Consider the following 12,671-nt stretch of genomic DNA (forward strand, 5'->3'; position numbering starts at 1 on the left):
GCGTCGGGATACATGGACTCCCCGTGCTTGTTTGGTGGATTATATGCCATAGGGACTTCCAAATTAAAAAATATCCAACTTTTTTTTGTGGGAGTGGCACTAAGCGCCCGTCCTGTAAATTGGGCGGGCAAGATGCCCACCCCACAAGATTGGATAATTTATTTGTTGGAAATCCCTTATTGACTCTTAAGTATCTTCGGGAAAAACCCATTTGGGAGGTTCCATGAGTCTTTTGAGTCGTGCTGCTTCAGCTATTTCGTGCATTTTGTCTAAAGGAGTCTCTTGGATGAACTTTGATGCAGCCTCTACATAAGATTTTTCATCTACAGCGCTGTCGTTGGTTTTGGTTTCAGGATTATTAATTTTATCCTCTTCCACGCAAACCTCCTGGTTTGTCATTATCAGAACGGCAGTGAAACAAAAAGACTTGTCTTTGTCTAGTAAATCTTAACCTTGTCGCTGTCCTATGTGAGCTTGTATGCAACATTTCTAAAATCAAATCAAAAATTAAAAATCAAAAATCGAAAATCAAAAATACTATAGAAATTTTATGATGCGACTTCTCTACAATCGAAGATATATTCAATGTCTTGGTTAAAAGGGCGCAAATGTCGGAAATCTTTGCTACTACTGGAACCATCGCCGCGATCGCCACTGCTGTTGTTCCACAACAGGGGAGCGTTGGAATTGTGCGCGTATCTGGTTTGCAAGCAACGTCCATCGCCCAAACTCTTTTCTTTGCACCAGGGCGTCAAGTTTGGGAATCTCACCGCATTCTTTACGGTTACATCCGCCATCCCCAAACGCAGCAACTCGTGGATGAAGCACTTTTGCTGATTATGAAAGCACCTCGTTCCTACACCCGTGAAGATGTGGTGGAATTCCACTGTCATGGGGGAATCATGGCGGTGCAGCAGGTGTTGCAACTGTGTCTGGAAAATGGCGCAAGACTAGCACAACCAGGAGAATTTACCCTGCGGGCGTTTTTGAATGGGCGACTCGATTTAACTCAAGCAGAAAGTATTGCCGATTTGGTAGGAGCGCGATCGCCTCAAGCCGCACAAACAGCACTCGCCGGTTTGCAGGGAAAATTAGCTCATCCTATCCGTCAGTTACGCGCTAGCTGTTTGGATGTCTTGGCAGAAATCGAAGCGAGGATAGATTTTGAGGAAGATTTACCCCCGTTGGAGCATAATGTCATCATATCAGAAATTGAGAGAATTTCAAAAGACGTATCCCGGATTCTGGCAACCGCTGACAAAGGCGAACTGTTGCGCACAGGTTTGAAAGTGGCGATCGTTGGGCGTCCGAATGTCGGGAAATCAAGTTTGTTGAATGCTTGGAGCAGAAGTGATCGAGCGATCGTTACTGAGCTACCAGGTACAACGCGCGATGTTGTAGAATCGCAGTTGGTTGTTGGTGGGATTCCTGTGCAGGTACTAGATACAGCAGGAATTCGGGAAACACAAGACCAAGTAGAAAAGATAGGGGTTGAGCGATCGCGCCGTGCTGCCAGTGCAGCCGACTTAGTGCTGTTGACCATTGACGCTCAAACAGGTTGGACACCAGCAGACCAAGAAATCTACGAACAAGTGCAACACCGTCCCTTGATTTTGGTGATTAACAAAATCGACCTAGCATCACCAGAAGGAGTGCAATATCCAAAGAGTATCAACCACGTTGTCAAAACAGCAGCCGCTCAAAACCAAGGTATTGAAGGTCTAGAAGCAGCGATTTTGGAACAAGTGCAAGCTGGAAAAGTACAAGCTGCTGATTTGGATTTAGCAATCAACCAACGACAAGCAGCAGCATTGGTAAAAGCGAAAACATCTTTGGAACAAGTGCAAGCGACAATAGTCCAGCAGTACCCTCTTGATTTCTGGACAATTGACCTACGAGGTGCAATTCAGGCTCTAGGGGAAATTACGGGTGAAGAAGTGACAGAATCAGTACTTGATAGGATTTTTAGTAAATTTTGTATAGGGAAATAAACCACGAAGACGCGTATGGGCAAAGCGCAGGCTACGCCTTAGCGCAGCCATGCCCGTAGGGCTATACGCGCACGGTCTCCGTCAGGAGAAGGGCAAGAAGAATTTTCTTAGCGCTCTTGGCGTCTTCGCGGTTCGTTGATACTAAGTACAGGCATTGCATAAGTTCGTAACTTTTTTAAACGCACCAGGTAGCTAAGGTAGCGCAGCGAAAAGTTCTGCAGGAGGGTTTCCCGACCTAGGAAACTTTTCAAGACAAAGGGACGCAGAGTCTCGCCAAATTTAATCCGCTACCAATTAATAAAATGGTGTACTAAGTTGTAGTCATATATGAAACTAAGGCAGGCTTTTCATCTGCCAATAGATAATTTAGATTTATTTATAAAGTTTGTGAATTGAAACGAATGTCTTTTCTCGAAGAAATTAACAACGCTAATGCATTAATCGTAGGAGCAAGCCAAGGCATTGGTTTAGGCTTTGTGCAAAAATTACTGCAAGATAACAGGTTTGCCAGGGTTTATGCAACTTATCGCCAGCCAGAGTCTGCTTCCGAATTATTAAATCTCAAAGATGAATACTCTGACAGATTAACTTGTCTGTCGATGGATATTACTGATGAATCACAGATTGTTGAAGTTGTTCAACAAATAAGTGCAGCAGTAAACAAGCTTCACTTAGCTGTCAATTGTGTAGGATTGCTGCATGAGGAGACATTGCAACCAGAAAAAAGTTTAAAACGTATTGAGCCAGAAAATTTAATGCGCTACTTCCAAGTCAATAGCATTGGGGCTATCCTGCTTGCCAAACACCTTTTACCCCTATTTCGTCATCATGAGCGCAGTGTTTTTGCCAGTATTTCTGCTAAGGTAGGCAGTATTGGTGATAACCAGTTGGGAGGATGGTATGGATATCGAGCCTCCAAAGCTGCACTCAACATGTTCATGCGATCAGCAGCAATTGAGTATAAAAGAACTAGCCCCAAGACATTGATAGTAATGTTACATCCGGGGACAACCGATACTCGCCTTTCTCGTCCATTTCAAGCAAATGTACCGGCTGAAAAATTATTTTCCGTGGAACGCACAGTTACCCAATTGCTAGCTGTTATCGAACAGCTTCAGGATGGAGATAGCGGGCAGTTTTTTTCCTGGGATGGTAGCCGCTTGCCTTGGTAGAAATAGAGAAAAGAAAAGAGTTGTTACCTAATAAGAATGACTATTCTGAAACATCTAAATTTATAAAGGTCTAAGGTTAAATTTAGAGATAAAGAAGGTTAAGTAAAGGTTATTTATAAAGGTTCTGGGTTGCATACACAACAAAGTAGGGGCACAGCATGCTGTGCCCCTAAAAACAGTCTTGTTTGAAGTGTTATCAAATATGATAAATTTCTTGTGATTCATGCTTTCCGATTCTAATGCTTTCGTTTAGATTCGGTTAAATTCAGGTTAAACAATAGAGTGAATTTCGTGCAAAGAAACTTTGTAGAGTTAGGGTGCAAAGTGTATAGACGTGTAGCAGCTTGTCGTTAAAAATTAACCTTGAAACGTCACGAAAATCTATTCGTGTGCTTTGTTTATTTTTGGTTAGTTGTGGTTCGGTTCATTCAATTTCATTTAGCACTTGTAACTAGGGTTATTAATTTTATGAAATCCAATCCATTAAAGCTAAACCGTCGCCAGTTCTTGCTACGTTCAGCCATTACCAGCGGTGGAATCATTGCCACAAACTTTTTATCAAAATCAACAGGTTTTGCTCAAGCACCTGCCATAATCACATCTGATAAACTGCGTCCCACCATACCTTATGGAGTCGCCAGTGGTGACATCAACGGCAATAGAGCTGTGATTTGGAGTCGGAGCGATCGCCCAGCCCGAATCATTGTAGAATACGCAACAGATGAATCTTTCCGTGGTGCGCAGCGTGTTCTTGGACCAACTGCCCTTGAAGCCAGCGACTATACAGCACGGGCTTATCTTAAAAATCTGCCATCAAATCAGCAGATATTTTACAAGGTAACTTTCCAAGACTTAGCCGATACAAAAATCTACTCAGAACCTGTCGTAGGTACTTTCCGTACTCCCCCTGCATATCCGCGAGATATATTGTTTGCTTGGTCTGGAGACACTGCCGGTCAGGGATGGGGTATTAATCCGGAGTTCGGTGGTATGAAGATTTACGAAACCATCCGAAAAGTCAATCCAGACTTTTTCATTCATTCCGGCGACAACATTTATGCCGATGGTCCGATCCAATCAGAAGTCAAGCTAGATGACGGTAGCATCTGGAAAAACATCACGACACCAGAAAAATCAAAAGTTGCCGAAACCTTGGCAGAATATCGTGGTAACTATATATACAACCTATTGGATGAAAATGTCCGTCGCTTTAATGCCCAAGTCCCCATACTAGCGCAATGGGACGACCACGAAACAACAAACAACTGGTATCCAGGCGAAATACTCGATGATAATCGCTACACAGTCAAGGACGTTTCCTTGCTAGCACAACGGGCAAATCAAGCATTTTTGGAATACTTCCCCATTCGGATTGATGCTGATGACCCAACCAGAATTTATCGGTCGTTCAAGTATGGTCCTAACTTGGAAATTTTTATGCTGGATGAACGCAGTTATCGGGGACCAAACACAGAGAATCGCCAAACAGAACAAAGCGCAGAAACGGCATTTATAGGCAATGCACAAGTACGTTGGTTGAAAAACCAATTGCGAAAATCAACAGCAACATGGAAAGTCATTGCAAGTGATATGCCTATTGGACTGGTAGTTCCCGATGGTTCCACCAACTTTGAAAACTTAGCTAACGGAGACGGTCCAGCTTTGGGACGGGAACTAGAACTTGCCGATTTACTACGGTTCATCAAACAAAACAATATCAGGAATGTTGTGTGGTTAACAGCAGACGTACATTACGCCGCAGCACACTACTACGACCCCAACAAAGCCCAGTTTCAAGACTTCAAACCCTTTTGGGAGTTCGTTGCAGGTCCTATCAACTCTGGTACATTTGGACCAAATAAACTCGACAATACCTTTGGTCCAGAGGTGAAGTTCCTAAGTATACCTACAGATTTGAAAGCAAATCGACCTCCAAGTGATGGTTTCCAATTCTTTGGCACAGTCAAAATTGACGGTGATACAGAGGTGATGACAGTCGCATTGGTTAACTTGGAAGGCAAAACTCTCTACAGTGTAGATTTACCGCCGGAAAAATAAACCGTGTAGACACCCCGAGAGCAGCTTTGTGCAAGCTAGACGCGAAGGCGTGAAGGACATGAGAGTTCTTCGCGCTTTTATTTTGCAACGCCACTACGCAATAGTACCCTTTTGTGTACCAAGCCAAATCCGAAATCGTCATAGACGCAGGTGAAGAATTTATCAGTACTTCATTCGAGATAAGTTAGCTATGGTAGCAGCAAATACGACCAACGACCCCACGTTAAAGCTTGGTTCTGAAGGCGAAAAAGTTAAAGAGTTACAACAACTGTTGAACAAAAGGCTCAATCGTAAGCACGATGTCAAGGTTGATGGCGTTTTTGGAGCCAAGACAGAAGATGCTGTCAAAATTATCCAATACCAATTCCTCCTTAAACAAGACGGCATTGCTGGTCCTCTAACCTGGAAATCTCTGCGTGCTAACGCCCCAGTAGATAAACCTACTTTGCGTCGTGGTAGCACTGGCGAACAAGTTTCGATTGTGCAAAAAGTCTTGAAAGATGGCGGATATGACACTGGTGCAATTGATGGCAATTTTGGAGAGAAAACAGAAGCAGCAGTGAAAGCTTTTCAGGAAGATAAAAAACTAGTCGCTGATGGCATTATTGGTGATAAGACTTGGGAAGCTTTGAGCAAATTAGCTACTTTCCTAACAGTTGATTAAAACTAATAGACCTCTCCAAAAAACAATGTAGAGACGTGCCATGGCGAGCCAGCACCCTTTGGAGGGTCTCCCTCGTGCCGGCTCTGGCGTCACGTCTGGTACAAGGGTTGTAGACAACGCACAATTAATTTCTGGAGATGTCTAATAGCTTCTCTAGTTCTCCCATAACTTTACTTTCAAGCTCCTGCTGCGGTAGGAGCTTTTAATTTTGTTTTTCAGTGGTAGAGGATATTGTGTTGGCATTCCACCCTCCCTCGATCAGGAAGTTTACGGAATTTGCGGTAGGGTAAGTCATCAAGAGGAAAATTTTTTCTTAAGATACAAATGGAGAGTTTTGGTTTTCGCCGAACCGTAGCAAAGCTTACGGTGGTCTTCTAACTTGATCGAACTTTCCTTGGAGAAATAGAGCCTTACAAGACAACACAAGCGTGCAGCGTCAAACTCATGAGCAGCTTCCCAGATTTTTCCGAGCAAGGCTATCAAATTCAGCGCATACTGGGGAAAAACAGCACCAGTGGTCGTGTCACTTACCTGGCAACCCATACAACCACCAAGACGCCCGTAGTCATTAAGCAGTTTCAGTTCGCAACAGTTGGAGCCACTTGGTCAGACTATGATGCCTACCAACAGGAAATGCAAGTGTTGCAACAACTGCATCATCCCAGCATTCCCCGCTATCTCGATTCCTTTGAAACTGCATCTGGCTTTTGCTTAGTTCAGGAATATAAACCTGCTTCCTCGTTAGCTGAACCCTACCAGTGGACACCAGAGGAAATCAAGCAAATTGCTGTAGCGATATTAGATGTTTTAGTCTACCTGCAATCCACTTATCCTCCCGTCATTCATCGGGATATTAAACCAGAGAATATCCTCGTTGAGCGTCAGCAGAAACTCAAGGTTTATCTAGTGGATTTTGGGTTTGCACGTCAGGGAGGTGGAGAAGTAGCAGTAAGTAGCACGGTTAAGGGTTCACTGGGCTTTATGGCACCCGAACAACTCTTCAATCGCCAGCTAACCGAAGCCTCCGACCTTTATAGTCTCGGTGTGACGCTCATCTGCTTGCTGACACAAACCCGCTCAACTCAAGTCGGTGACTTAATAGATTCGGCTTATCGTATCAATGTCAAACAGTTGCTACCTTCGCTCCATCCAAAGTTTATCAACTGGCTGCAAAAGATGACCGCACCCGATCTGACAAATCGCTTCAATAATGCTGCTACTGCTCTTTCGGCACTACAGTCGATTGATGTTGTTGGCAACCCAAAAGTGGGAAAGCGAGTGCAGCACGGCAAACTCAATTCAATCGCCAAAGTAGTTGGGCTTGGTACCCTTGCCTTGGTCAGCCTACTTGGCACAATAAGCTTCATTTCCAGCATCTCTAATTCTACAGATACTCATGAACACCATGAGCACCACAAAATTAAGAGACATGACAAGGAAAAAAATCACCGATTCGACAGGAAAGATCATGATGCAGACGACCGACATGACAAGGACGACGATGAGCATGATGATGATGATGATGATGATGATGATGATTAAGTGCTGTTTGTCTTAATCCTTTGTCGTAGCGATAAAAATGCGATCGCCGTAAGGCGGCCGCTCCGCGCCATCGCCCCCAAAAACTTCACGAAATCATCTTCTCAAACGCCACTTGCAAATCTTGCGTCAGGTCATTAACCGCAACTCTTGCTGCTTGACGACTTGTCTGATAAGTTGACCAACGTTGTGTGACTGAAATTGGCTCACCTACTGTTAGCCGTGATTTTCGCCAACCTAAGCGAGGTCGTGCAGGGTTTTTCTCCCCTTTTATCCGGGCGATCAGGTCGAACAAGATTAAGGATGTTTCGGCAAATCTCTCAAAAGTAGGTTTTTCTAGAACATAAGTTCCTGTCACCGCTACAAAACTCTCAGCTAGGCGCATATGTAGAGTCCGCAGAGATGCTTCTTCAGCAATCCAGTCTGCCAAGCCCCGCTCTACGGGTGATAATGCGTGTAAATTTGGCAAATCCTTGCGGTGGATATCATCCCAGCCTGCTGACTCTATTCGGCGACTGCGCTCAATCACTGTTCCGTGGGATTCAAGACCAAAATATTGCTCTGCTGCTTGTAGTGACCTATCTAACACCGTTTGGAGTCGAGCCTCAAGTACCTCGTTACGACTTGCAGATGGATCTGTTTGCTTGACAATTGGTGTGCTTTGGTGGTAAAAGCGAGCGTAAAACTGTTCCATTTGGGAAAGGACATGTTCACCGAGGCGAAAGAGTCGCTCATAAAAAACTTTTTCTGGCTCAACGAGGTTTGATTCACCAAGTTGTTGCACTGGTAAACCGCAATCAGCTTCCAATTTGCCCAAAAGCCAATCTAGTTTTCCCCAAGATGGATTGATGTAGTGATATTGATTGCAAATCGGTACAATGAAAACTTCCTCAGTTCGGTTAGCTTTGACCAAATCTTCCACACACCAGAAACCCATATGAGCTACGCCAGGTTCCAGAGGGCTAACAATTTCGCTATGTCCATTAGTTGCGCCTTCGGGAGCTACACTTATTGGCAGTTTGCCATTGGCAAACAAATCCCGCGCTGTCTTCATACCAACCTTGTCTAGCCGCTTACCTCGATGAATTGGCAAGCCTCCCAACCGAGAAAAGAACCAACCAAGCCAATCCCCAGCCCACAAAGTCATCCCTCGGTCATAGAGAAAATGAGAATGAATAGGATGCTGTAATGAAATTCCCTTTTGACGAGCCACTTTCGGTACAGCACGGGAGAGTAAATACATCATGCAAAGAGGATCATCAACCTCCGGGTGGCGAAATGCTATCAAAAAGCGAATTTTGCCAGCTTGGAATTTTTGGTAAAGATTGACTAGCACCTCAACATTCACAGTTTCAACCTGTGCGATACCAGCAGGTAACCACGGTCGAATCCGAAACCGCAGCAAGACTGGTAGCAAATTCTGGGTAATATAATATACAAGTGGGTTAAATCGCTCGGGAATAAACTCTAGGGGCGGTTGAGCGAGTTGAATCGAATGCGGCAAGATGGCTCTCCTGGTCGTGTTGCTTAAAATAGGTAAACTTTAAGCCCTTAGTCCTTAAATTATAGTCTTTCCCTGTGGGAAGCTGCCTTTGCGGTTCATACCCGCCTTTACGGTTCGTTATTATTTTGTGCAAGGAGGTAAATTAAACTGCTGACTCCAACCGTACAACTGCCCTTACACGGTAAGCGAATTATCGTTACCGCACCTCGCAACTACGCTGTCAGGTTATCTGAGCAACTGATCAACCAAGGCGGTTTGCCGATTTTGATGCCAACCATCGAAACCTGTCTGCTGGAAAACTTTGCTGAGTTAGATGCTGCACTGGAACAAATCGACACATTTGATTGGATTGCTTTTACCAGTAGAAACGGTATCGAAGCATTTTTCCAACGTTTAGAAGATTTGGAGCTAAATCTTAGCGCATTGACAAACTGTATGTTTTGTGCAATTGGTACAGACGCAGAAAGATTAGCAGCTTTTGGCATCAAAGCCGATTTAATACCAACGCAACCTAGTCCCACCGGAATTATTACTGAATTGGCTAAAATTCCAAATATTGCCCAGCAAACTGTACTTGTTCCGGTTCCAGAAGTTGTCGGTGTATCAGAACCCGATGTGATTCCAAACTTCATTGCAGGTTTAGAAAAATTGCGCATGAAGGTGACTTGTGTACCAACTTATAGGACGCGGTGTTTGGACAAAAATATTTATGAGGTTGAGTTAAATCTGATTCGGCAAGGCAAAATTGATGTCATTGCCTTTAGTAGCACTGTGGAAGTCGCAGGTTTTTTGCAAATGGTTGATTCAAAAAGTGATTATGAACAGTGCCTCCTTGCTTGCTTTGGACCTTATACAGCAGCAAATGCAAAGAAGTTAGGTTTAAATGTCTCGATAGTTGCTCAAGATTATAGTTCATTTGCAGGGTTTGCTCAGGCGATCGCTCTTTGGGCATTGAAATAAGTTTGTTAAGCAATAATTGCTAGTATTAATCAAGCTGTTCACGCATGAGCCATTACTCAAAGGGTAGCATCCAAAGTCGGGAACAAAGCGATTTTGTGCGGTTAAACTAAAGCCACAAGGTTTCCACACTCCCGAAGGTTTTTGAATGAACAGTAAGATTCATGCTGAATCGTTTGGTCTCTTAAAATTGACTTTATAAATCATTTCTTATGGTGCTTTTCGAGCAACTACAAACACAGTATATACTGGCTAAGCAGATTGACAAAGGTGAATATTTACATCTTCATATGTTGGCAGTAGCACCAGAGTACAGAGGAAAAAAATTGCTCAGAACTTAGTACAAGTTTGCGTTGAAAATGCTGTTAATGCTCGTTATCGAATTGCTTTTACGGAAGCAGTAAATTCAATTTCCCAGCAGGTTTTTATAAACTGTGGTTTTGTCGCTCGTCACGAAATTCTATACAAACAGTAAACTTACCATAATGTGCGGATTTTTGGCTCAATTGAAGGACATTTAGGAACCGTCTTGATGGACAAAGCATTGGTATGAACAGAACGAGATAGGAAAAACTTTTCTACGCCTTCAAGGATAATGCGTGATACTGCCAATAGTAGTGTGAAGGCAAGAACCATGAATCCTGAAACCGAGAAACTAATGCAGCAACTAGAACAACAATATGAAGGTACTGCGATGAAACCTTTGTATACGGCTACAGTGTTAAGAAATGTGAATTGCTTAAAAGAGCTAGGTTATATAGCCATTCGGAATCATTTGTGAGAAAATACTCAAATAAATTTTTATTTTACAAGCATTATAGCCGTTTTTGATTCTCACGTATCAATTTAGGACTGCTATATCAATAAGGTTAAAAGTTAATGGAGTTTTAGGACAAATGGCTGGAAAACGACGTTGGAAGCAGTGGTTTGGGAGGTTCACTCAAGAACTCAACCTCACATCGGGATTAGCCTCTTTGGGCGGTTTGATCCTTTCTATTATTGCTTTTGTGGGTTTGAACGCATTTTCAAGTACACTGGCCGCCCTCGTGGGAATTCTGGGAATTATCATTGCTGTCATAGCTATAACTATTCCTGCTTGGAAAGCTATTCCTCCAAGACTTAAAAATGCCAACACACTTGTTGGGCAAAGGCTAAATTTGGAAAAGCTTCAAGAGGTAGATCCTCCACTCTTAAAGCTTGGGGTTGTAGGCCCAGAGCTAGTTGGTAAATCTACCCTATTGATGAGAATTCTTCATCAAACGCCTGCCAAAGTACGAACCGATACAGTACATGCATACGTTACGTCACTTAAAATAGAACCGTTCCACTTTATAGCTTTGCTTGACGGTCCTGGTGAGATGTATGCTAACCAATTTCAAGTTGCAACTCCTGCGAATATCCTACTCATTGTGCTTGATCATCATGCCTCTGATAATGAAAAAAGTATTGATGAAGCTCGCATTCAAAAGCATATAGACTTCCAAAAACAACTCCGTTGGCACTTAAGGGAACAGAATAACAAACCTGCTTCAATACATCTGCTTCTAAACAAGCGAGATCTCTGGGAAAAGAACTCTCAAAATGAATGTATACGGTTGAAAAAATTTTTAGAGTCTGAGGAGAAAGCCTGGAAAGATAGCAATTTAGTAGCACAGGTTACTTCCGCCGAACACTCTAATGAACGACCTAATGATATTGCACAGCTTGTATCGGATTTAAAAAGATTGGTAATTAACATGAGTTAAACAGAATTTATAGGTTGAAATGCTTACAGAGCAAGGTTTATGAAATTAAACATAAAAGCAAATATCAATTAATTTTGAGAATACAGTCAATATTTAACAGAATTCTTGAGTTGCTGACTTTATTCTCAGTAAGCTCACAAACTTTTAAAAGTTGCTATTTTCCAAAACCTTTTCTAACCAGGTCTTTCAGAGCTTCCAGTTCATCGAACTCACGTTAATTAGCTAAAAGCAGATTATGGATACAAGTCAACCTAGCAAGAGTTTGATTATTAATAATTCTCCTATCGAGTTTGCTGTGATAGGACCAAAGGGCAAGCCCAATGGAATTCTTGTACGCAGTGACAACTTAAAAATTGATGTTATTGGACTTGCTGCTTTAGGGAGCGAAAATTCTAATTCCTACTCAAACTCAAGTCGTGACTTACTTTTTGGTAACTTATTTTTTTGTCCAAGGAAAATTTGGTCAGTGGCGAGTGTTCCACTTGATCAAATTGATCGTAACTGGGACGAACGAAAGTCAGAGTATCGATTTTATTGGGTAGGATTGTGTTCACGATTAGATAAAGAGTCAGTTCGTAAGACTTTCAACCGTCAAATAACAGACCTATTTTTTGGGATTGAACAAAATGATATTGAGCAAGTTGAATGGAGTATTGCACCTGTTGTTCTTGTTTGTTCAGAAATTCATATACGTCTTGTAAAAAGACAGCTAAGGTTTATCACTTTATTAATAATGTATGCATTTATAGTGGTACTTTCATTTATAGTGGTATTTTTAGTGCACTTGGGGCCACAGATTTTATTATTCAAACGACCATGATACGAATCTAAATCCCTTCCGGACACGCTTCGCGAACGCTATATAGATAATGGTAATCGATATTCCAGATGCAGACCGCAAGAAGGCTGAACAGATAGTTGCCCAAGCTCATCAACTCTGTCCCTACTCGACGAAAGCGATTCGTGGGAATATCAATGTAAGAATAGCGGTCGGTGGTTTGAATTGTTCTTGCCTTTAGGCTTAAGTTGACATCATTATGT

Annotated in this window: 12 protein-coding genes; 10 read left to right on the plus strand and 2 right to left on the minus strand. The window is 42.7% G+C overall.

Annotation, left to right across the window (positions count from 1 at the left end):
* Positions 1–186 precede the first annotated feature (186 nt).
* Positions 187–378 (minus strand): hypothetical protein, encoded by a 192-nt coding sequence (locus AACT52_RS04580; protein WP_073629448.1) that lies wholly within the window; start codon positions 376–378, stop codon positions 187–189.
* Positions 379–608: 230 nt separating this feature from the next.
* Here AACT52_RS04580 and mnmE point away from each other — a divergent pair, with 230 nt between their 5' ends.
* The 6 genes from mnmE (at position 609) to AACT52_RS04605 (ending at position 7,427) form a co-directional block, all read left to right on the plus strand.
* Positions 609–1,991 carry a tRNA uridine-5-carboxymethylaminomethyl(34) synthesis GTPase MnmE gene (gene mnmE / locus AACT52_RS04585; protein ID WP_073629450.1) on the plus strand — a complete coding sequence of 461 codons (1,383 nt, stop codon included), beginning with the start codon at positions 609–611 and terminating at the stop codon, positions 1,989–1,991.
* Between the two features lie 401 nt (positions 1,992–2,392).
* Positions 2,393–3,163, plus strand: a complete 771-nt coding sequence (locus AACT52_RS04590; RefSeq protein WP_073629452.1) for an SDR family NAD(P)-dependent oxidoreductase — start codon at positions 2,393–2,395, stop codon at positions 3,161–3,163.
* A gap of 468 nt (positions 3,164–3,631) precedes the next feature.
* On the plus strand, positions 3,632–5,221 hold the full coding sequence (locus AACT52_RS04595) for an alkaline phosphatase D family protein (RefSeq protein ID WP_073629691.1): 1,590 nt from the start codon (positions 3,632–3,634) through the stop codon (positions 5,219–5,221).
* A 190-nt stretch (positions 5,222–5,411) separates the two neighbouring features.
* Positions 5,412–5,885 (plus strand): peptidoglycan-binding domain-containing protein, encoded by a 474-nt coding sequence (locus tag AACT52_RS04600; RefSeq protein ID WP_073629454.1) that lies wholly within the window; start codon positions 5,412–5,414, stop codon positions 5,883–5,885.
* A gap of 218 nt (positions 5,886–6,103) precedes the next feature.
* The gene (locus AACT52_RS41190; RefSeq protein WP_143172739.1) at positions 6,104–6,175 is read left to right on the plus strand and encodes an element excision factor XisI family protein; all 72 of its coding nucleotides are present in this window, start codon (positions 6,104–6,106) and stop codon (positions 6,173–6,175) included.
* Between the two features lie 154 nt (positions 6,176–6,329).
* Complete coding sequence (locus tag AACT52_RS04605) at positions 6,330–7,427, plus strand: serine/threonine protein kinase (RefSeq protein WP_073629456.1); 1,098 nt, start codon at positions 6,330–6,332, stop codon at positions 7,425–7,427.
* A gap of 85 nt (positions 7,428–7,512) precedes the next feature.
* Here AACT52_RS04605 and AACT52_RS04610 read toward each other — a convergent pair whose 3' ends face one another.
* Positions 7,513–8,928 (minus strand): 1-acyl-sn-glycerol-3-phosphate acyltransferase, encoded by a 1,416-nt coding sequence (locus AACT52_RS04610; RefSeq protein WP_073629458.1) that lies wholly within the window; start codon positions 8,926–8,928, stop codon positions 7,513–7,515.
* A 147-nt stretch (positions 8,929–9,075) separates the two neighbouring features.
* Here AACT52_RS04610 and AACT52_RS04615 point away from each other — a divergent pair, with 147 nt between their 5' ends.
* The 4 genes from AACT52_RS04615 (at position 9,076) to AACT52_RS04630 (ending at position 12,649) form a co-directional block, all read left to right on the plus strand.
* Positions 9,076–9,888 (plus strand): uroporphyrinogen-III synthase, encoded by an 813-nt coding sequence (locus AACT52_RS04615; protein WP_073629460.1) that lies wholly within the window; start codon positions 9,076–9,078, stop codon positions 9,886–9,888.
* A gap of 893 nt (positions 9,889–10,781) precedes the next feature.
* On the plus strand, positions 10,782–11,630 hold the full coding sequence (locus tag AACT52_RS04620; protein ID WP_073629464.1) for a GTPase domain-containing protein: 849 nt from the start codon (positions 10,782–10,784) through the stop codon (positions 11,628–11,630).
* A 235-nt stretch (positions 11,631–11,865) separates the two neighbouring features.
* Positions 11,866–12,450, plus strand: a complete 585-nt coding sequence (locus AACT52_RS04625; RefSeq protein WP_073629466.1) for a hypothetical protein — start codon at positions 11,866–11,868, stop codon at positions 12,448–12,450.
* A 49-nt stretch (positions 12,451–12,499) separates the two neighbouring features.
* Entirely contained in the window at positions 12,500–12,649 is a 150-nt protein-coding gene (locus tag AACT52_RS04630; RefSeq protein ID WP_143172736.1) for a hypothetical protein, read from the plus strand.
* Positions 12,650–12,671: the final 22 nt, after the last annotated feature.

Source organism: Scytonema sp. HK-05 (assembly GCF_963872035.1).
Classification (GTDB): Bacteria; Cyanobacteriota; Cyanobacteriia; order Cyanobacteriales; family Nostocaceae; genus Kalymmatonema.